Annotated in this window: 18 protein-coding genes; 3 read left to right on the forward strand and 15 right to left on the reverse strand. The window is 60.9% G+C overall.

Annotated elements, in window-relative coordinates; genetic code table 11:
• Positions 1–14: 14 nt before the first annotated feature.
• Genes rsmA through U5O12_RS15500 form a run of 3 tightly spaced genes read right to left on the reverse strand, consistent with a single transcriptional unit; the run spans position 15 to position 4,542 of the window.
• Positions 15–824: a 16S rRNA (adenine(1518)-N(6)/adenine(1519)-N(6))-dimethyltransferase RsmA gene (gene rsmA / locus U5O12_RS15490; RefSeq protein ID WP_322579504.1), complete on the reverse strand. Its 810-nt coding sequence runs from the start codon at positions 822–824 to the stop codon at positions 15–17.
• Positions 821–2,128: a peptidylprolyl isomerase gene (locus U5O12_RS15495; protein ID WP_322579505.1), complete on the reverse strand. Its 1,308-nt coding sequence runs from the start codon at positions 2,126–2,128 to the stop codon at positions 821–823. The genes rsmA and U5O12_RS15495 overlap by 4 nt, the downstream gene beginning before the upstream one ends.
• A gap of 5 nt (positions 2,129–2,133) precedes the next feature.
• On the reverse strand, positions 2,134–4,542 hold the full coding sequence (locus tag U5O12_RS15500; RefSeq protein ID WP_322579506.1) for an LPS-assembly protein LptD: 2,409 nt from the start codon (positions 4,540–4,542) through the stop codon (positions 2,134–2,136).
• Positions 4,543–4,647: 105 nt separating this feature from the next.
• On the opposite strand from U5O12_RS15500, the gene U5O12_RS15505 reads away from it, so the two are divergent.
• The 3 genes from U5O12_RS15505 to U5O12_RS15515 all read left to right on the forward strand — a co-directional run bounded on the left by U5O12_RS15505 (position 4,648) and on the right by U5O12_RS15515 (position 7,872).
• Positions 4,648–5,868, forward strand: coding sequence for an aminoglycoside phosphotransferase family protein (locus U5O12_RS15505; RefSeq protein WP_322579507.1), 1,221 nt, complete (start codon positions 4,648–4,650; stop codon positions 5,866–5,868).
• A gap of 83 nt (positions 5,869–5,951) precedes the next feature.
• The gene (locus U5O12_RS15510; RefSeq protein ID WP_322579508.1) at positions 5,952–6,677 is read left to right on the forward strand and encodes a 16S rRNA (uracil(1498)-N(3))-methyltransferase; all 726 of its coding nucleotides are present in this window, start codon (positions 5,952–5,954) and stop codon (positions 6,675–6,677) included.
• A 25-nt stretch (positions 6,678–6,702) separates the two neighbouring features.
• Positions 6,703–7,872, forward strand: a complete 1,170-nt coding sequence (locus U5O12_RS15515) for an MFS transporter (RefSeq protein WP_322579509.1) — start codon at positions 6,703–6,705, stop codon at positions 7,870–7,872.
• 3 nt (positions 7,873–7,875) lie between these two features.
• On the opposite strand, the gene U5O12_RS15520 is transcribed toward U5O12_RS15515, so the two are convergent.
• From U5O12_RS15520 to U5O12_RS21240, 12 genes are all read right to left on the reverse strand, one after another.
• Positions 7,876–8,469 carry a chalcone isomerase family protein gene (locus tag U5O12_RS15520; protein WP_322579510.1) on the reverse strand — a complete coding sequence of 198 codons (594 nt, stop codon included), beginning with the start codon at positions 8,467–8,469 and terminating at the stop codon, positions 7,876–7,878.
• Positions 8,466–10,541, reverse strand: a complete 2,076-nt coding sequence (locus U5O12_RS15525) for a putative bifunctional diguanylate cyclase/phosphodiesterase (RefSeq protein ID WP_322579511.1) — start codon at positions 10,539–10,541, stop codon at positions 8,466–8,468. Before U5O12_RS15525 ends, U5O12_RS15520 begins: the two co-directional genes overlap by 4 nt.
• A gap of 41 nt (positions 10,542–10,582) precedes the next feature.
• Positions 10,583–11,425 (reverse strand): alpha/beta hydrolase, encoded by an 843-nt coding sequence (locus U5O12_RS15530; RefSeq protein WP_322579512.1) that lies wholly within the window; start codon positions 11,423–11,425, stop codon positions 10,583–10,585.
• A 16-nt stretch (positions 11,426–11,441) separates the two neighbouring features.
• Entirely contained in the window at positions 11,442–12,902 is a 1,461-nt protein-coding gene (locus U5O12_RS15535; protein WP_322579513.1) for a M20/M25/M40 family metallo-hydrolase, read from the reverse strand.
• Positions 12,903–12,978: 76 nt separating this feature from the next.
• Complete coding sequence (otnI, locus tag U5O12_RS15540; RefSeq protein ID WP_322579514.1) at positions 12,979–13,806, reverse strand: 2-oxo-tetronate isomerase; 828 nt, start codon at positions 13,804–13,806, stop codon at positions 12,979–12,981.
• Between the two features lie 20 nt (positions 13,807–13,826).
• Positions 13,827–14,408: a methionine biosynthesis protein MetW gene (gene metW / locus U5O12_RS15545; protein WP_322579515.1), complete on the reverse strand. Its 582-nt coding sequence runs from the start codon at positions 14,406–14,408 to the stop codon at positions 13,827–13,829.
• Positions 14,405–15,553 carry a homoserine O-succinyltransferase MetX gene (gene metX / locus U5O12_RS15550; protein ID WP_322579676.1) on the reverse strand — a complete coding sequence of 383 codons (1,149 nt, stop codon included), beginning with the start codon at positions 15,551–15,553 and terminating at the stop codon, positions 14,405–14,407. The genes metW and metX overlap by 4 nt, the downstream gene beginning before the upstream one ends.
• Positions 15,554–15,699: 146 nt before the next feature.
• The gene (locus U5O12_RS15555; RefSeq protein ID WP_322579516.1) at positions 15,700–17,532 is read right to left on the reverse strand and encodes a type I restriction enzyme endonuclease domain-containing protein; all 1,833 of its coding nucleotides are present in this window, start codon (positions 17,530–17,532) and stop codon (positions 15,700–15,702) included.
• 13 nt (positions 17,533–17,545) lie between these two features.
• On the reverse strand, positions 17,546–17,851 hold the full coding sequence (locus tag U5O12_RS15560) for a DEAD/DEAH box helicase family protein (RefSeq protein WP_322579517.1): 306 nt from the start codon (positions 17,849–17,851) through the stop codon (positions 17,546–17,548).
• A 28-nt stretch (positions 17,852–17,879) separates the two neighbouring features.
• A complete protein-coding gene (locus U5O12_RS15565; protein WP_322579518.1) occupies positions 17,880–18,062 on the reverse strand; it encodes a hypothetical protein in 183 nt (60 codons plus the stop codon).
• 261 nt (positions 18,063–18,323) lie between these two features.
• Positions 18,324–18,668, reverse strand: a complete 345-nt coding sequence (locus tag U5O12_RS15570) for a hypothetical protein (protein WP_322579519.1) — start codon at positions 18,666–18,668, stop codon at positions 18,324–18,326.
• Positions 18,669–19,264: 596 nt separating this feature from the next.
• A complete protein-coding gene (locus U5O12_RS21240; protein ID WP_416221508.1) occupies positions 19,265–19,333 on the reverse strand; it encodes a Fic family protein in 69 nt (22 codons plus the stop codon).
• Positions 19,334–19,485 lie beyond the last annotated feature (152 nt).

The raw sequence follows: 19,485 nt of genomic DNA on the forward strand, positions 1-19,485 counted from the left end.
AGCCCGCACGCCCTTCAGACGGCAGGACGCAGCTGTTGAACCAGGTTCAGGTAGTCCTGAACGGGTACCTCTTGGGCGCGGCGCTGCGTATCAAAGGTGCCAGAAAAGTTTTTGTCTTCGAGCCAGCGGCCCAAGGTATGGCGGAGAAGTTTGCGCCGTTGGCTGAAGGCCACTTGCACCATCTCGGAAAACAAAGCCTGGTCGATCGCCGGTGGTTCCGCCAGCGGCACCATGCGCACCACTGCACTGTCCACGCGCGGAGGCGGCTCGAAACTTTCGGGCGGCACAAACAGCACATCTTCCATGGCATAACGCCATTGCAACATCACGCTCAAGCGGCTGAAGTCCGAGGTGTCGGGTTGCGCCACCATGCGGTCAATCACTTCTTTTTGCAACATGAAGTGCTGGTCTTCGATACAGCCCACATGGTCCAGCAAGTGGAACAGGATGGGGGTGGAAATGTTGTACGGCAAATTGCCCACGACGCGCAATTTGGGGCGCACCACAGCGCCGGCATTTGCTATATTTTTAATAGCTATTGACGCACTATCTATGAGGCTAAAGTCAACATTCAGCACATCAGACTCGATAACGGTCAACTGACTATGGCTACGCAGACGTTTGGCCAGGTCACGGTCCAGCTCAATCACGGTCAGGTGGCCCAGGCGTTCTACTAGGGGTTGTGTCAGCGCCGCCAGGCCCGGTCCGATTTCGACCATGGGGTCACCCGGCTTGGGATCGATGGCGCGCACGATGGCATCGATGATTCCACCATCGGAGAGAAAGTGCTGACCAAATCGTTTGCGCGCGATGTGCTGGGTCATTGCGGTGGCTCGCGCATTTCGACGTAAGCCCGGCCGCGCACGTCTTGGGCCCAGTTCCGGTAGGCCTCGTCGTAGCGGCTACGGCGCAATTGGTTGCGCACCGACTCGCGCACCTGCTGCGGGCTCAGCTCCACACGACGACGCTCCAGGAGTTGGATCAAGTGAACCCCAAACCGCGACACCACGGGCTGGCTGATTTCACGTTCCTTGAGTCCATTCATGGCTTCTTCAAAATCTGGCACAAACATACCGGGGTTCGCCCAACCCAGATCACCGCCTTGCTCGGCGGACGTATCTTGGGAGAGGCTGCGCGCTGCCGTGGCAAAGTCCGTCTTGCCACCCATGATGCGCTGGCGCGCATCGACCAGTTTGGCGATCGCCTGGGCCTGCGAGAGTTGGGGGCTGCTGCGCAGCAGGATGTGCCGCGCATGGCTCTGGACCACGGTTTGCACCAGGCGCGGAGGGGGCCGTTTCTCGATAACTTTGAGGATGTGAAAACCGGCGCCAGAGCGCGCGATCTCGGACACCTCGCCCACCTTGAGCGCCTGTGTGGCTTCCACAAAAAGCGGGGGATACCGGTCGGCACGGCGCAAGCCCAGTTGCCCCCCATTGTTGCGGTCGGCTGCCGAGGCTTCTTTCACCAAACGGTCAAAGTCTTCACCCGCACGGATGCGGTCGAGCAATCCCTTGGCCTGCACAAAAATGGCGGCAGCCTGCTCGGCAGTCGCTTTTTCAGGCACCGCGACCAAAATCTGGGCCAGATTGATGTCAAAGGTCAATGGATCGGTGTTAGCCGCCAACTGGGCTTGCATGGCACGCTCCACGTCGACATCTGACACCTTGATGGTGGACTCCACCTCACGTTCGTGCAGGCGGTTCAGCATGAGCTGGTCGCGCAGTCCGTTGCGGAAGGTCGCAATGCTCACGCCGTCTTTGGCAAGGCGCTGGTGCAGGCCGGCCACATCCACCTCATTCTGTGTCGCCACGGCTTGCTCCGCACGGTCAATTGCCGGGGTATCAATCCGAATGCCGGTTTCCCGGGCCAGCTGCAACTGGGCGCGGTCGCTGATCATGCGCTCCAACACCAAGCGGCGCAGTTCGGCAGCAGGTGGCATGGCCTGGCCTTGTTGTGTGATTTGCTGAGCGACACGCTTGACTTCGCGCTCCAACTCCTGGTGCGTAATGGGCTCGGAATTCACCAATGCCACGATGTAGTCCAGCGACTGGCTGGTTTGCGCGTGCAGCGATGGCAGTGCCAAACCGCACACACAGGCAAGGGCTGTGGCCCACATGCGTAATTTCATGGTTCTCAATCGTAGTTACTGAAGCGGCTGTTGGAGCCGCTGGCGTCACGCAAGTTCTGGTAACGCGAGATATTGGATTTCAGGCTTTGCAGTGGACTCACGCCCAGGCGGGTGAAGCCCACAAACTCCAACTCAAACTTGATGCTCTCGGTGGCCGAGGAGGTACTGGTCTGCACCCGGCCAATCACTACCCGTGCCAGCCAGCAGCCCGCATCGTACTCGACGCCCACTAGGGTGTCGACCAGGCGGCGTTCGTTCATGCTGTAGTTCATGCGCCCCACGGCGTAATAGCGCCCCTCGCCCTGTCCGCGCCCTGCGCCCAGGTCCTGGCCGCGGTCACCCCAAAGGTCGTTCAGGGGCCACTGCCAGCTGACGTCCACTTGCTCACTCACGTCGCGCTGGAAGCGGTAGGCCGCATTGAGCACACGGTAGCTGCTGGGACTGTAACGAGCGCCGATCGTGGAGCGCACGGACTGGTCGGTACGGGCGTTGTATTGCACGGTGGAGTCCAATGCCCAGCGTTCATTCACATTGACGCCGGCACCCAAGAGCACGTCACTGAAACCTGAGCGTGCAGGTGCAGTGGTAGGCGTCAAAGTAACCAGCTGGTCTTCAAAGCGGAAGCGTTGCGCGATGCCAAAGCGGGCCAGCTGCGCACCCGTGTCTGCATCCAGGAAGCGGGTGGTCAGGCCCAGCGTGAGCAGGTTGTTGTCCGAGATTTTGTCGTGGCCCACGTAGGCGTTCTCGGTGAAGATGGTGGCAAAGTTGAAATCGTTCGCTCCCGTGTCGTAATTGGGCAGCATGCTCTGGTTGCGATAGGGCGTACGCACATAAAACGCGCGCGGCTCCAGCGTCTGCACCATACCGCGCCCCCAGTAGCTGGTATCCCGTTCAAACACCAAACCTGCATCCAGGCTGAAGGTAGGCACCGTGCTGTCGGCCGAACGGTTGCCATTGGAGATCGGATTGTCAAACTGGTAAGCAGTGGTGTGCAGTTGCAGCTTGGGCACCACAAAACCGGCCGAGCCCAGCCAGGGGTAACTGACCTGAGCCAGTCCATAGACGCGCTGTGCATTCGGTTGCAGCGTGAGTGTGCGGTCTGCCTCAAATTGGGTGAAATCACCCTGCAAGGACCAATCAAAACCATGGTCATTGGTTTGCGTGTAACTCGCCACCAGCTGGGGCACCCGGTCGTACGGCGGGACGATGGGCGAAGTGGCGTCCTGCAGGGTTTGCCACTTGAGCACACTGGCTGTCACGCTGTAAGGGCCCTGCGACCAGCTCACGGATCCGTTGCTGGGCAAAAGGCGCTGCGTCAAGGTCCCATTGGAAGAGCCCGTAAAGTCGCGCCAATAGTTGTCGTCGCTCACCCTGTTCACGTTCAGCAGGTAACTCACCTGACCCACTTCGGGCCAGCCGGTATCCAAGGTGCCGGTCTGGTTGATCGACGCCCCCCAGCGGTCGGCGCTGCGCAGCTTGTCGCTGGGCATGTAGTTGGCGCGCAGCACTCCCGAATAGGTGGGCTCCAGGTAACGAAACTCCCCACCCAGATCAACGCCACGCGCCGTCATCAGCGTGGGCGTGATGGTGGCATCGCGTTGGGGTGCAATGTTCCAGTAATACGGAACACTGAGTTGCGAGCCGTTGACGCTGTCGGCACCAATCGTGGGGGGCAACACGCCAGATTTGCGCTTGTCGCTCAGCGGGAAACTGATGGCCGGTACCGGCAGGATGGGCACGTCCTTGAAACTCAGGTAGGCCCCGTGGGCAATGCCCACATCCTCGCCACTGTCGAATTCAATGTTTGCGGCCTTGAGCACCCAGTCAGGCATCCACCCGGGACCGGGTTTGCGCCGACAGGTGGTATAGGTGGCGTTGTGGACCACGGTGGTGTTGGCATCCACAAAATCGGCGCGGCTGGCCTCGCCATGGGCATCGCCCTGCAAAAACTGGTAGCGCGGCTCGATGAAAAAGCCCTCAAAGGTCTCCACCTGGAGTTCCAGCAATGGGCCTTCAAACACATTGCCGCCACGGTTGATGCGCACATTGCCGTTGGCCTTGGCGCGGTCATTGGCGCCGTTGTACTCCAGCCGGTCCGCCTTGATGACGGTGCCGGGTTTACGCAATTCGGCCTGACCTTCGACCGCCGTCTCCAGATCGGGGCGGCCCGAAATGCGCTCGCCCATCAAAAACGTCGGTGCTTCGTTGCGCTGGGCTGGCGACAAGGACTCGACCAGCCTGGGGCTGCTTTGCAGGCGGGCGGGCTCTGCCTCGGGGCTCTCTGCCGTGGTCGCCGCCTGCTGGGCCTGCGCCGCCATCTGCACGCACGCCAAGGCCACCAGGGCAACCAGGCGCGTTAGCGGGGGCAGACAGGGAAGCGGCCTGCAGTGAAGGTCGCTGGATGAAAAACGCATGGGGCGAAGCGCAAGGTCGGTCGGCAAATGGGTTCTCGAAGAAGCAGCCCATCACGGGATAGCGCCCACAGGCGCCACCAGGGGGCTTTGTAGAATGGATTATCCATGAGCCCAAGCACTGCCCTCCCCCCGAACGCCCCCGCCGCGCCCACAACCGACATCCACTGGGCCGATCCGGTGCGCCAAGACCAGTTTGGCGCCTGGTTTAACCAGGTACAAGTAGCCCACCAGCTGGACGCCAGCACCTTGGGCTTGGCCTCGGCCGATGCCAGTTTTCGCCGTTACTTCCGGGTACAAGGCTCCAATGGCACGCTGGTCATCATGGACGCGCCGCCCGACAAGGAAAACTGCCAGCCTTTTGTGGACATTGCCAAACTCTTGGCGCAGGCGGGTTTGCGGGCCCCGGACATCTTGGACTGGGACCAGCCCCACGGCTTCATGCTGCTGAGCGATCTGGGCACCCAGACCATGATGCAGTTCATGGCCGCCCGCGGCGATCTGAGTCCCACCTTCAGCGTCACGGGCCAGGCGCTCAGCGCACCACCGCTGGACCTGTACCTGGGCGCGGTGGACACGCTGGTGCAGTGGCAACTCGCGTCCAAACCCGATGTGCTCCCTCCCTACGACCACGCGCTGCTCCTGCGCGAACTGGAGCTGTTCCCCCAGTGGTACATCTCCGCACACCGCCAAGTGGCCCTGGAAGCCAGCCAGCGCAAGGTGCTGGACGACACATTTGCCTTGCTGATTGACAACAATCTATCGTGGCCCAGTGTGTACGTGCACCGCGACTTCATGCCGCGCAACCTGATGGTGCCAAATGAAGCCCCCATGCTCGGCACTGGCGTGTCCTCGCTGCCCCCCGAGGGGGCCCCCGCGGCTCGGGGCGGCCCAGCGCCGCTCACGCTGGGACCACGCTATTTCGGCGTGCTCGATTTCCAGGACGCCGTCTACGGCCCCATCACCTACGACATTGCCAGCCTCATGCGCGATGCCTTCCTGAGCTGGGACGAAAGCTTCTGCCTGGACGTGACCATCCGCTACTGGGAAAAGGCCCGCAAGGCTGGCCTGCCCGTGGGGGACGATTTTGGCGAGTTCTACCGCGGCGTGGAATGGATGGGCCTGCAGCGCCACCTGAAAATTGCCGGCATCTTTGCCCGCCTGACCCTGCGCGACGGCAAACCCAAGTACCTGGCCGACACGCCACGTTTTATCGACTACATCCGCAGCACCTGCGGCCGCTACATGCAGCTCAAACCGCTGCTGCGCCTGGTGGAGAACATCGAGGGCATCGAGACACCCCAGGTCTTTGCTTTCGGTCGCTCATGACGCCATTTTTAAACCAAATCGACCCCTAGCCCTCGTGGATATTGCGCAAGCAGCTCCTGATTTAATAGCAAAATATAGCTGCCATGCCACGCTTCTACTGCCCCACACCCCTGCTGACTGACGCCTTGCTGGAGTTGCCCGCGGGTGCGGCGCGCCATGTGCAAGTGCTGCGCCTGCAACCCGGTGACGCCATCACGCTGTTCAACGGCGAAGACAACCACGAGTTCGACGCCACCGTCACCCGCATGGGCCGCAGCGATGTGCAGGTGCAAGTTGGCGCGCCGCATGCCACCACGCGGGAGCCCGTGCGCCGCGTGCACCTGGCCGTGGGTATGCCCGCCAACGACCGCATGGACTGGCTGGTCGAAAAAGCCACCGAGCTCGGCGTAGCCAGCATCCAGCCCCTGATGACAGAGCGCAGCGTGCTGCGCCTCTCTGGCGAGCGCGCCGAGAAGAAGGTGGCGCACTGGCAAAGTGTGGCCATCTCGGCTTGCGAGCAGTGTGGCGGCAACCGGGTTCCCACGGTGCACCCGGTACTGACTCTGCCCCAGTGGCTCAAAAGCCTGCCCGATGTGGCTGCCGAGTCCCAGCGCTGGTTGCTGTCACTGCGTGCCGGTAGCGTGGCGCTACACGCCATGCCCTTCGCCCAGGAGGCCGTCTTTCTGTCTGGCCCTGAAGGGGGCTTGGGCGGCACCGAAGAAGAGCTGGCCTTGGCCCAAGGCTTTGCACCCGTGTCCTTGGGCCCGCGGGTGCTACGCGCGGAAACCGCAGCACTGGCCGCACTCACCACCTTGGCGCTGCAACCTTGACCCAACACCCCAACAGGCGCGCGCCATGAACCGCAACCTCTGGCTATTGGCCCTGTGCCAAGGACTGTTCCTGACCAACAACGTCACCTTCATCGCCATCAACGGGCTGGTGGGTTTGGCGCTGGCGCCCTACGGCTGGATGGCCACGCTGCCCGTGATGGGTTATGTGGTGGGTGGAGCATTGGCCACGCCGCTGGTGGCCCGCACGCAATCGCGTTTTGGGCGGCGCATCTCATTCCAAATCGGGCTGGCGGTGGCCGTGGTGTCTGCACTCCTGGGCGCCTGGGCAGTAGCAGAGAAACAATTCTGGTGGCTGGTCTCCGCCACCGTGGTGGCAGGCTACTACAGCGCCAATGGTCAGCTCTACCGCTTTGCCGCCGCGGAACTGGCGCTGCCCGCTTTCCGCGAAAAAGCCGTGTCGCTGGTGCTAGCAGGTGGATTGATAGGTGCCGTGGCTGGCCCCAACTTGGCGGCGCGCACCCGCACCTTGCTGGAGGTACCGTTTGCCGGCGCGTATGTGGTGCTCGCAGGTGTGGCCTTGTTGGCCATGGTGCTCATGGCGTTGGTGCAGTTTCCGCCACACCAGGCACCTACCGCCCACACCGTACGGGGCCGCCCGCTGTGGGACATTGCGCGACAGCCAGCATTTATGGTGGCCGCTGTCAGCGCCGCTCTGGGATACGGCGTCATGAATCTGCTCATGGCAGCCACCCCGCTGGCCATGCAGCAGTGCGGACTGGGTTTTGACGATGCAGCCTTCGTGCTGGAGTGGCATGTGATCGGCATGTTTGCGCCGGGCTTTTTCACCGGCCACCTGATCAAACGCTTTGGCACCCTCACCATCATGGGTGTGGGTGTACTGTTGAACCTGTTGTGCATTGGGGTGGCACTCTCCGGCGTGGAACTGCACCAGTTCACCATTGCGCTGTTTTTGCTGGGGGTTGGCTGGAATTTCCTGTTCACTGGCAGCACCACGCTATCCCTGGCGGCCTACCGGCCCGAGGAAAAAGACCGCGCCCAGGCGGCCATCAACTTTGCGGTGTTTGCCGTGATGGCGCTGAGCTCATTGGCGTCTGGCGCTCTGGTGGTCACTAGCGGCTGGACCTGGCTCAACCTGGGCTCATTGCCTTTGGTGCTCCTCACGGGAGTGGCCTTGGTTTGGCTGGCGCTACACCAGCGCCGCCACAAAGCCTGAGACTTATTGGCCCAGCAGGGCGTCTTTGAGCTTGAAATCGGCGGGCGCCGGGCCCACCCAAATTTTCAACACCATATTGAAGAATTCGGCATCCCCCACCGGAGCACCCTGGGGCTGGCCCTGGATGAAGAAGGTGGTGCCCTTGCCAGGCACGTACTCCATGGCAAAGGTGTCACCCGACACCAGCTTGGGCTTGCCCGAAAAAATTTCGATCAGGCGGGTGCTGGATGCGGCGTGCTTTTGCACCATGTCTGGCGATGAATTGCTGTTCAGGCCCTTGATGAAGGCCAACCCCAAGTCGGTGCCGGGCATGTCACGCAAAGCCACGAAGTTCAGGCGTTTGGGGCCGGGCAGGGCCAACAAGGCTTCGGGGGTATTGACCTTGCTGGGGGTGTAGAGCGCCAAGTCATAGACCTTGAAGATGGCCTTGTAGCGCGTCCCCATGCCATTCACCGAGAGGGTGGTGCCTTGCACCACTTGGGTAGGGGCAAAGGTGCTGCTCACCGTGGTGGCGGCTTGCACTTGCACGGCAGCGCAGGCGCAAAACAAAGCCCCGACCAGCAGGGTTTGGCGAAGTGGGAAAGGAATAGGTTTCATCGTTCTGTCTCGTTGTTATGGCGGTCTGCCATCCACGCCTCCAGAGCCTCCACCGCCAAGGGTCGCGCGATGTAATAGCCCTGCAGGGTGTGGCAACCACTCTCCCGTAAAAATGCCTGTTGCTCGACCGTCTCGACCCCCTCAGCCACCACATTGAGCCCCAAGGCATCAGCCAATCCGACCACACCGCGCACAATGGCGCGCGAATCGCTGTCCACATCGGCGTCGTTCACAAAGGAGCGATCGATCTTGAGCTGGTTGGGGCGCAAGCGTTTGAGATAGGCTAGCGAAGAGTAACCGGTACCGAAATCATCGATGGCAATACCAACACCAAGCTGACGCAAGCGCTCGATGATGCGCTGACTGGTTTCTGTCTCCGCCATCAGCACACTTTCAGTGATTTCGATTTCCAGCTCGCTGGGGGCGATGCCACTGGCGTCCAGAGCAGCTTGCAAGCTGTCGAGCAAGCGGTGGTCACGAAACTCCAGCGCCGAAACATTCACCGCCATATTGCCCACCTGAATGCCACGGGCCTTCCAGTCGGCCAGCTGGCGACAGGCCTCACGCAGGGTCCAGACGCCCATCTCGGCAATCTTGCCCGACTCCTCGGCCAAACCGATGAACTGCCCTGGCAACAACAGTCCTCGGGTCGGGTGCTGCCAGCGCACCAGCGCTTCAACAGCCACCAAACGCCCGGTCTTGGCATCGACTTGCGGCTGGTAATGCAGCACCAGTTCGCCATGGGCGATGGCGTGCGCCAGCTGTTGCTCCAGCTCCAGGCTGGCCTGCAGGCGGAAGTTAAGCTCGGAGTGGAAGAAACTGTACCGGGCGCGGCCCAAAGTCTTGGCTTGGTAGACCGCAATGTCGGCGTGTTTGACCAAGGTCTCAAAGTCCTGCGCGTCTTCGGGAAAGAGCGCAATGCCGATACTGGCAGACACCCGCACAGTGGTATTGGCCAACTGCACCGGCTCTTCGACCACACGCAAGATACGCTCAGCCATCTCGCCCAGCGACTCCCAGTGGTCGATATCGCGCACCATCACCAAAAACTCGTCACCGCTCTGGCGGCACACCACGTCCACCTCGCGCAGGGTGTCGCGCAAGCGGCGGGCCACCTCAATCAGCAGCTCGTCGCCTGCTGCATGGCCCATGGAGTCGTTGACAGCCTTGAAGCGATCCAGATCGATAAAGAAGATCCCGAACTGCTGCTGGCTGCGGTGGGCCTGCAGCATTTCGCGCTGGACCAAGTCAATAAACAAGGCGCGGTTGGGCAAGCCGGTGAGCTGGTCGTAAAACGCCATCTGCTGGAGCTGGGCGTTTTTGGTGCCCAATTGGCCAAACAGGGTGCGCAGCTCTTCCTGCACACGGCCCAGGTGGCGCCCCAACAGGCCCAACTCGTCTTGGCGGCGCCAGACAAAGCGAGCCCGGTCCACCGCACTGTCCTGTCCATGGTCCAGCAGGGCCGAAGCCTGCTCCTTGAGCCGTTCAATGGGGCGCAATACACGCGACACCAGCACCGGCATCAACACCGCCAGAATAGCCAGCACCTGCAGCGCCACCAGTGACAGCATCTGGCTTCGCCGGGCCTGCAGCAGACCCTGGCCGTAAGTCGCGTCAAACCACACCACCAGCGTGCCCAACACTTCGCCCGATCGCACTACCGTCTGGGTGCGGCGCGTGAGGCTGCCTGCCTCGGTTTCGTTCGCCAAGACCTTGCCGTAGTCAGGCCGTACCCGCTCCAGCTCCGGGGTGTTGGCCAAGCCGTCCTCGATACGCACGGCCACCACTTGGGGACTTTCCAGCAAACGGACCGCTGCTGCGTCTAGCGCCACGCGGTCCACCACCCACATGGGTTCTGCAATCGACACACTGCCAATTTTCATGAGCGCGGTTTCGCTCTGCGCCAGCAAGGCTTTCTGCGATTTTTCCGCCAGCTCCTGCTCCAGAGTCAGCAGCAAGAGGGCCGGCAAGGTCACGCCCACCACCACCACCACCATCATGGTGTAACGCAATGGCAAGCCTGCACGCCAACGGGCACGCAAACTTGAGAAGCTCAGGGGAAAGCGGTTCATAGGGACGTGTGGCATTCAGATAAGCACAGGCAGTGCCAAGCTTAAAACCGCTGATCCAGCCACTGGCGCAAGGCGGCGAACACTGGCGTGGCGTCCAACTCATTGAATATCTCGTGGTACAGACCTTCGAAACAGTGCGTGGTGACCACCCCGGCCGGTGCTGCTGCGGCAAAGTCGCGACTACCCTGTGGCTGGACCAGCTTGTCCTCACCGGCATACATCAACAATGTAGGCACCTTCCATTGGGGCGCTAGCGCCACCGTGGCGGGGCCGGCTGTGGCTATAAAACGCGCCAAGCGCGCGGAAATCCGGTCGTGCACCAAGCGGTCCGACTGGTAGGCAGCGACCACCGCAGGGTCGTGCGAGATGTAGCTGGCGTTCAGACCATTGCCTACGCGCAGATTGGGAAAGAGTTTGGGTAACACGGCCACCAGCAGCTTCTGAAACGCACTGAGCCCCGGGTTCAGCGCGGGCGAAGACATCACCAACGCGTCCACTTTGCGCATCCCCAATGACACAAACCTTCCGGCCACCAGCCCTCCCATGCTGTGACCCAGCACAATCAGCGGTGTGCCTTTGTCCATGCGGGCGCGCGTGCTGTCCACAATGTCTGCCAAGTCGTCCAACAAACGGGTGTCCGTCGGCAAGCTGCCCGGCACACCACCAGACTCACCATGGCCACACTGGTCGTAGCCACGTACCGCAAAACCCCAGGCATTGAGTTGGCGAGCGACATGGTCGTAACGACCCGCGTGTTCGCCCAAACCGTGAACAAGAATGACAACGCCGCGCAGGCGTACGCCTGCTTCCAGAGGCCAATCTTGGATAACCACGTTGTCGCCATCACTGGCCACAAAAGTGGTGAGGGTGGTATCAGCGCACATGGGAAGAGTCCATGGTTCAGGGGAAACGGGAAATCACCTGCGCCACAGCTGCGGTGAGCTTCTTGGCATAGGGAACATGTAAAAACTCGTTGGGGCCGTGGGCATTGCTTTTGGGGCCGAGTACGCCACAGACCATCATTTGTGCCTTGGGGAACCCCTTGGACAGCATATTCATCAGCGGAATCGTGCCGCCTTGCCCGATATGGCCGCAAGGAGCACCGAAATGGGCTTGTGACGCTTCATTGAGCGCGGCCTCAAACCAAGGTGCCGTATCGGGTGCGTTCCATCCTGTAGCGCTGGACATGCCTTCAAACGTGACCTTGGCCTGGTACGGCGCGTTGTCTTCCAGCAGAGTCTTGAGCTCCTGCACCGCAGTCGCAGCCTCCACCAGTGGCGGCAGGCGCAGGCTGAGCTTGAAGGCGGTATAGGGGCGCAACACATTGCCCGCATTCTTAAGCTCCGGGAATCCGTCGGCTCCGGTCACACTGAGTGTGGGTTGCCATGTGCGCTTGAGCAGCGCCTCCAGCGGATCGGTGGTAGTGGGCAGGGCAAAGGTGGTGGCACCCCCACAGTCGTAATGCGCCCAGGGGAACCGCTTGAACAGCTCCTCACCCAAAATCGCCGCGGTAGCCTGCGCTTGCTGCAAACGCTCCCCTGGCACTTGGCAGTGGAAGCTTGCAGGCAACAGTCGGCCAGTGGCACTGTCTTCCAGGCGGTCCAGCACCTGGCGCATGATGCGAAAGCTTGATGGCACCAGGCCACTGGCATCACCCGAGTGGATGCCTTCGGTGAGTATTTCAACCTTGAGCACGCCACTGGCCATGCCGCGCAGGCTGTTGGTCAGCCAAAGCTGGTCGTAGTTGCCAGCACCCGAGTCCAGGCACACCACCAGCCCCACATCGCCCAGGCGGGGCTTGAGGGCATCAATGTAGGGCAACAGGTCGTAAGAACCGCTCTCTTCGCAGGTTTCAATCAAGCCGACGACACGTGGATGGGAAACGTTTTGGCTCTTGAGAGCTTGCAGCGCGGCGATAGCGGCATAGGCGGCGTAGCCATCGTCGGCGCCACCGCGGCCATACAACTTTCCGTCTTCGTATTTGGGGGTCCACGGGCCCAAGTCGTTGCGCCAACCAGAAAACTCGGGTTGTTTGTCGAGGTGGCCGTACATCAGCACAGTCTGGGTGGAACTGCTGCCACTGGCAGCCACTTCAAAAAACAGCACCGGCGTACGGCCTTCCAAGCGCACCACCTCCAACGTGAGACCGGGTACTCCCTGGGCCTCTATCCATTGCGCGGTATTGCGTACTACGGTGTCGAGGTAGCCGCCACTGGCCCAGTCGGCGTCAAACATGGGCGACTTGGCGGGAATGCGAATGTAGTCTTCCAGGCGGTGAACAATGTCACGGTCCCAGGCTTGGCTGACCTGCTCCAGCGCTTGTGGCGCGTTTAACGCGGCGGGTGGTACGCGGGCGTTCATGTCGAACTCCTGAAAGGGCAAAAACGTAAAGCGCCATCATGCCATGGGCGCGGCCCGTTCTGGCTGTCGCAAACCCTCAGCGCGATATCGTCTCACGCCAGACCAGCCCTGCCGTCGTGCCGCCCGCCAAAGCCCCCAAGCGGGGTCGGTACTCGCAACCCACCCACCCCCCGTACCCCAAGCTGTCCAGCAATGCGAGCAGGTAGGGGTAGTGCAGCTCGCCACCGTCAGGCTCCTGGCGCTCAGGCACGCTCGCAATCTGAATATGGCCTACGGCACCTCCAGGCACATAACGGCGCAGCTTGCTGGCCACATCGCCCTCGGTAATCTGGCAGTGGTAGAGGTCCATCTGCACTTGCAAGTTGGATGCAGCGACCTCTGTCACCACCGCATGCGCCTGCGCCTGGTGGCGCAGAAAGTAGCCCGGCATGTCTCGCGGGTTGATGGGTTCGATCAATACCGTGACACCATTTGACGCAGCCTGCTGGGCAGCCCAGCGCAGGTTGTGCACATAACAGGCGTGCAAGTCGGCATCATCAGCACCCTCTGGCACCAGCCCCGCCATCACATGGATGCGGGGACACTGCAGCGCTTGGGCATAACGCAAGGCTTCTGCAATACCGGCACGAAACTCTGCCTCACGCCCCGGAAGGCAGGCAGTACCGCGCTCGCCGCGGTCCCAGGCGCTGGTCATGGAGGTATGGTCTATCCCACCCGGGGGTGCGTTTAGCAGCACTTGTTGCAATCCGGCCTGGTGCAACGCCTGCGCAACATCACCCACCGCCCACGCATAAGGGAACAGAAATTCCACGCCGCTGAACCCGTCTTGGGCTGCCGCAGCAAAGCGTTCGAGAAACGGAAGCTCGTTGTACAAAAAACTGAGGTTGGCTGCAAAGCGGGGCATGGGCGTGCGGTGCCTCGGGCTTAACGCGCCAGTTTGTAGACCGAGGTCCCGGCACGCAAGTTGGGGGCAAAACGGACTGCGCGCCCATCCTGCAGGCCAAAACTGTCGAGCACACGCAGCCCATTGCGCTGAGCCAATACGGCCAGGTCGGCATGGGTGCCCACGCGGATGTTGGGCGTGTCGTACCACTGGTAAGGCAAGCGCTTGGTCACTGGCATACGGCCCTGCAGGATGCTCAGGCGGTTGGGCCAGTGGGCAAAGTTGGGAAAGGCTACGATGCCCACCCGTCCTACGCGGGCCGTCTCGCGCAGCATGGTTTCTGCATTGCGCAAGTGCTGCAGCGTGTCGATCTGCAAGACCACATCAAAGCTGGCGTCTTCAAACACGGTAAGCCCCTGGTCGAGGTTGAGCTGCAGCACATTCACGCCACGCTTTACACAAGCCAGCACATTGGCATCGTCCAACTCCACACCGTAGCCGCTGCAGCCGCGCTCGCGCTGCAGATAGTCCAGCATGGCGCCCTCACCGCAACCAAGGTCCAGCACGCGCGAACCTTGAGGTACGAGGCTGGCAATCGCGTGCAGGGTATTCATGTCCGTCATGCGGTCACCTTCAAACCTTCAGAAATGCTATCGAAATAAGAGCGCATCACGCTCATGTAACGGGCGTCATCGAGCAAAAAGGCATCGTGGCCGTGGGGTGCGTCAATTTCGGCGTAACTGACCTCACGCTTGTTGTCCAACAAAGCTTTCACCACCTCGCGGCTGCGTTGGGGGCTGAAGCGCCAGTCGGTCGTGAAGCTCACCAGCAGGAACTTTGCGCGCGTGCGGGCCAGCGCCTGGCTCAAGTCGCCGCCATAGGCTTTGGCCGGGTCGAAGTAGTCCAGAGCACGGGTGATCAGCAGGTAGGTGTTGGCATCGAAGTACTCGGCAAACTTGTCGCCCTGGTAACGCAGGTAACTCTCGATCTGGAACTCCACCTCCTGCGTGCTGTACTTGTAGCCGGTGGCACTGGCCAGCACGGCGTCCTTGAGTTCACGGCCAAACTTTTCGTTCATCACGTCATCACTGAGGTAGGTGATGTGGCCAATCATGCGGGCAATGCGCAGGCCGCGCTTGGGGATCACGCCGTGCTCGTAGAAGTGGCCCCCGTGAAAGTCAGGGTCAGTCACGATGGCGCGACGGGCGACTTCGTTGAAGGCAATGTTTTCGGCATTCAGGTTGGGCGCGCTCGCCACCACCACAGCGTGGCGCATGCGCTCGGGGTACTGCAGGGTCCAGCTCAGGGCCTGCATGCCGCCCAAGCTGCCGCCCAAGACCGCAGCCAAGGTCTCGATACCGAGCGCGTCCAACAGGCGCGCCTGCGCATTGACCCAGTCTTCCACGGTGACCACCGGAAAGTCGGCACCATAGACCTTGCCCGTGGCAGGGTGGGTGTGCATGGGGCCGGTGGAGCCAAAGCAAGAGCCCAAATTGTTGACGCCGATGACAAAGAACTTGTCCGTATCCACCGACTTGCCGGGGCCAATCATGTTGTCCCACCAGCCTTCGGACTTCTCCTGGCCTTCGTATACCCCCGCCACATGGTGCGAGGCGTTCAGGGCGTGGCACACCAGCACCGCGTTGGATTTGTCGGCATTGAGCGTGCCGTAGGTCTCGTAACTCAGGGAATAGCCGTGGATCGACGCCCCGCTTTGCAAGGGCAAAGGGGCATCAAAGCGCATGGTCTGGGGCGTGGCAATCAGCATAAAAACAAAACCCGGCAACGCTAAACGCGGGCCGGGTTGCAATGCCAAAAGGCGGGTCCGTGTTTAGCTGTATTTATTAAGCGCCCGCAAGCTGGAGCAAATTGGCGCTGTGAGGCCGGAGTATAGCAATGCGAAGAAATTTGGGGCTAAACGGCCCACTTTTTGCCCTGAGCCGCGTAGTCCAGCACCAAGTGAAAAACGTTATCGCAGGTGGTTTGAAACTGGGCACGGTCATAGCCCTCTTCCGGCAGTTCACGGTTCAACACATCGGCAACCGCTGAACGTACCAAGCGCCTCGTTTGGTCTGTTTTGTACCAGTCTTGCACCAACACCTTTGGCTGCTCTTCTCGGAGTCGATGCAATAGGGCCTTGGCAGCAAGCTTTACCTTTTGCGTCTCTACTTGGGTCATGGCATCTTTGCGCAACAGGTCGAAGATTTCCAGCTCATCCTCGGTCAGCCCCTCGCGCACATGCCGCTCTGCCTCAGACGCCAAATCTTGGCTGTATTGCACCAAGTCTTCAAAGTACTGCTCGGTGGATGAGCCGCCCGCGTTGTACTTGTCGATGATGGCCTGAAACCGCTGCGCAAACGGGCTGCGGGTACTGTTTTGGGCCAGCATCAGCTCCAGCTTGTGCGCAATGAAGCCACGCAAATCCGCAATCTCAATGTTCTTGTAGACCGCTGCCCCAAAGTCTTCACGCAATTTTTCAAAGTCAATGCGACTCAGGTCCCAGGTTCGCCCACGTTTGATGATTTGGTACTGCGCCTCAAACTCCTTGGCCTTGAAGCCCTCCGCGTTGTTGACCACCACGCTTTCATCCAGCAAGTCCGCTACGCGCTGCGCCACCTTGTCGATGTCTTGCTGCTCCACCAGCGCTTCCGTCACGCCACGCAAATAGGCCAGCGCGGCAACCACGCGCGCCTTGTTGCGGCCCAGCACCTCGGGCTTGCAAGCCTCGTACAAGGCCGACACCGTGTTCTCAAAGACATAAAAGCTGCGGCGTGACTCATCGTTGCGCAACAGCACGTCCGCAAACCCATTGAACATGCCCACCTTGGAAAAGACGTCCTCTGTAGCCAACACGTCACGCAGCCCAATACCAATGGCCGTGCAATAGGCAAGCGCTTGCTCTACTGCGTCGTCCAGCAAGGTGAACAGCGCATCTTTGTCTCTTACCGGCGGCTCGTCCAGCCCCTCTTCGCCTTGCGCGTAGTCTTTCAGCGCCTTCTTCATGTTGCGAAACACGTTGTAGTAATCAACGATTTCGCCATTCTTCTTCTCCACCCCGCCAATGGCATAGGGCGACACCCGGTTGGCCCGTGCAATGGTTTGCATCAGGGTGTGGTCTTTCATCGGCTTGTCGAGGTACAGCGTGGAAACCGTGGGCGCATCAAAACCAGTCAGCCACATGGCGCACACAAACACCAGCTGCAGCGGGTCGCCTTCGTCTTTGAAGTTGTATTCAATATCGTGGCCCTGCGCGTCCAAGCGGGCCATGCGGTCCCGGTGGGGCTTGATGTTGAGCTTGCGGTTAGCAAACTTTTCTTCCTCGCCCGCTTCCTCGCTCACCACCACCGCCATCTCCACGCGGCGCATCCATTCCACCGTCTTTTTGAGGCGCTGCTTTTCCACCTCGTTGGCGGTTTGGGCAATGCGGCCCAGCAGTGCTTTGATTTCCGCCTTCCAGTGGTGCTGCACCTTGTCATACATCTTGACGGCGGTGAACTTGTCTACCGCCACCACCATGGCCTTGCCCAGGTAGCCCCGGCGGGGAAAGTGGAAAACAATGTCCCTGGCAATCGTCTCCAGCCGGTCATCGCGGGTGATGACCTGCATCTCGGTGGCAAAGCGCTTTTCCAGCTTCTCTTGCTGCGCGTCGTCCAGGTTTTCCTCTTCCACAATCTGGCAAAACTCTTCGCTCAAGTCCTCGTTTTGCACCAGCATTTCGGGCACGCGCTTTTGGTAGAACAGCGGCACGGTGGCGCCGTCTTCATGGACTGTTGAAAGGTGTATTCCGACACATAGTCGCCAAACCACTCGTTGGTTTGCGGTCGCGCCCCAAAAGCGGCGTGCCAGTAAAGGCCAGGTAGCTCGCGTTGGGCAGCCCGGCCCGCATGTTTTCAGCCAGGCTCTTGTATTGCGTGCGGTGCGCTTCGTCCACGATCACCACAATGTCATCGCGCGGCGACAGCACCGGGTACTTGGCCCCTTGGCATAGCGAAACTTGAATAGCGTGAACCCAGCCGCTTGTTTTGGCCCAAAAACTGCGAATTTGTGTTGGTGGGCTGTGCCGCATCTGGCTTTGACCGTGCCCGTATAAGAAGTTACGGTAAATCGACCATCCAGTCGTCCCGGTCCGTCACCACCAAAAGGGAGTTACCCGTGAGCTTGCGGAAAATCTGCGCACATAAAACACCATCGAAAGCTTTGCCCGAGCCCTGCGTGTGCCAAAACACCCCAGTTGCCGCGTGGCGGGGTGGCGTCGCTAAACTGCGCAGGATGGTCACAAATGAACTGGTGGTTTGCGAAGTCTTGTTCGTTGGGTGGAAGAGCACAAAGTCTCACGTAGCAGCAAGCGGCTGCGCTGAAAAGCCTTCCCCAGCCGCAGGCTGGTGCGCTTCGGAAGCTGCGCGGTCTCCTCTCTTTTTCGTCTCCCCGAGCCAGCCAAAGAAGTGTTCCCCTGCCCGGTCAGCTGCCCGCGGGTTCCCCGCGTTGGAGCACGCACAGCGCATTGGAATGAAAGTGCGGAATGTCGTGTTTGTAGTTGGTCAGGTTGTCGGTGTAGGCCGTTTTAGCTTCACGTTGGAATTTTTCAACTCCACAAACACAGCGGATGCCGTTATAAGAGCAATCGGGCTGCGGTAGTCCGCCAAGGAGTGGAGCTGGTGCACTTGTCCACAACTGCGATACCGCCAAGAACTTGTTTGTTGGGCACCATCCGGCCCAAAGTCGATCAGCCGCAGACGCACGCGCTGCTTTTGGCCTTGGGCATCGTCATATTCCACAGGTATGCCATCACGCAGCAAACCATCCCCTGGGTTGGCCGCCACCAGGCTATGGCCTGGCGCCGGTCGCAGCTGGGCCAATGCAGCGTCCACCGTGGCCACTGGCACATCGGGGTTAAGCGCAGTGCCGCCTCACGCAGCCGCTGGGGTAGTAGTACATCGCGCTTGTCGAGCGGCCCGAGCCGTCGTTCAGGTCAGCAGGGTAACGGGCACCCAGCACAAAAGCCACAATGCTGCGGAAGGTGTGTTGGTTTCGGTGATGAAGTTGGGCATGGCGTTAGATCATAAAGTGCCGCTGCCGCTCCGCTCGCCGCCTCCGGCCAAAGCGTGGAAACAAGAAAGAAAGCTGTGCGGAAGCCAAGCGCTGCTGGGGGTGACGAGCAACGGTTCAGCGCCCAGGTGTGGCGCGCGTCGTGCCAGCATGGCCTTAAAGTCCCGCGTGCTTTCGCATAAAAATAGGTGGGGGCGCGAGCGACTCCGCCCAGCCCGTAGCCAAACACAAAGAGGCGAGGCAAGTGTTTGAAAGTAGCATGCTGGCCATGAACTCCCTGTCCGGCCCCGCAGCAATAGCCCCCAGCGTCAGGGCTGTGGCTAGGTTGCCTCGCCCATCAGTCCCCCGGCGAGCTTCGGCATCGGCAGCAGGCGTAATAGCGTCCGTGCTAGGGCAACCCGAAGGGCGCCACAGCGGGTGTAACCCAAGGCGCTCAAAACGTATGGGTATGCAGACGCATGACGCGCCCATTGCCATCGACAAACGGGTGAACCCAACCCAGCCGCTGGTGCGCAAGGCCAGAGCCACCAGCGCAGCCTCACCCCGGCGCACACCCCGTAGAAGCTGGCCCAGCGCGCAAAAACGCCGGCACGCTAGCAAAAGCGGGCGGCACGTGCTCACCCACCCGCACATCGCGAGACGCACTGCCCGGCA

The organism is Rhodoferax sp. (assembly GCF_034519335.1).
GTDB lineage: Bacteria > Pseudomonadota > Gammaproteobacteria > Burkholderiales > Burkholderiaceae_C > Allorhodoferax.

What these genes read in the sequence shown, in the direction of transcription:
- rsmA (WP_322579504.1), bottom strand. Translation starts at nt 824, where the DNA reads ATGACCCAGCACATCGCGCGCAAACGATTTGGTCAGCACTTTCTCTCC.
- U5O12_RS15495 (WP_322579505.1), bottom strand. Translation starts at nt 2,128, where the DNA reads ATGAAATTACGCATGTGGGCCACAGCCCTTGCCTGTGTGTGCGGTTTG.
- U5O12_RS15500 (WP_322579506.1), bottom strand. Translation starts at nt 4,542, where the DNA reads ATGCGTTTTTCATCCAGCGACCTTCACTGCAGGCCGCTTCCCTGTCTG.
- U5O12_RS15505 (WP_322579507.1), top strand. Translation starts at nt 4,648, where the DNA reads ATGAGCCCAAGCACTGCCCTCCCCCCGAACGCCCCCGCCGCGCCCACA.
- U5O12_RS15510 (WP_322579508.1), top strand. Translation starts at nt 5,952, where the DNA reads ATGCCACGCTTCTACTGCCCCACACCCCTGCTGACTGACGCCTTGCTG.
- U5O12_RS15515 (WP_322579509.1), top strand. Translation starts at nt 6,703, where the DNA reads ATGAACCGCAACCTCTGGCTATTGGCCCTGTGCCAAGGACTGTTCCTG.
- U5O12_RS15520 (WP_322579510.1), bottom strand. Translation starts at nt 8,469, where the DNA reads ATGAAACCTATTCCTTTCCCACTTCGCCAAACCCTGCTGGTCGGGGCT.
- U5O12_RS15525 (WP_322579511.1), bottom strand. Translation starts at nt 10,541, where the DNA reads ATGAACCGCTTTCCCCTGAGCTTCTCAAGTTTGCGTGCCCGTTGGCGT.
- U5O12_RS15530 (WP_322579512.1), bottom strand. Translation starts at nt 11,425, where the DNA reads ATGTGCGCTGATACCACCCTCACCACTTTTGTGGCCAGTGATGGCGAC.
- U5O12_RS15535 (WP_322579513.1), bottom strand. Translation starts at nt 12,902, where the DNA reads ATGAACGCCCGCGTACCACCCGCCGCGTTAAACGCGCCACAAGCGCTG.
- otnI (WP_322579514.1), bottom strand. Translation starts at nt 13,806, where the DNA reads ATGCCCCGCTTTGCAGCCAACCTCAGTTTTTTGTACAACGAGCTTCCG.
- metW (WP_322579515.1), bottom strand. Translation starts at nt 14,408, where the DNA reads ATGACGGACATGAATACCCTGCACGCGATTGCCAGCCTCGTACCTCAA.
- metX (WP_322579676.1), bottom strand. Translation starts at nt 15,553, where the DNA reads ATGCTGATTGCCACGCCCCAGACCATGCGCTTTGATGCCCCTTTGCCC.
- U5O12_RS15560 (WP_322579517.1), bottom strand. Translation starts at nt 17,851, where the DNA reads ATGCGGCACAGCCCACCAACACAAATTCGCAGTTTTTGGGCCAAAACA.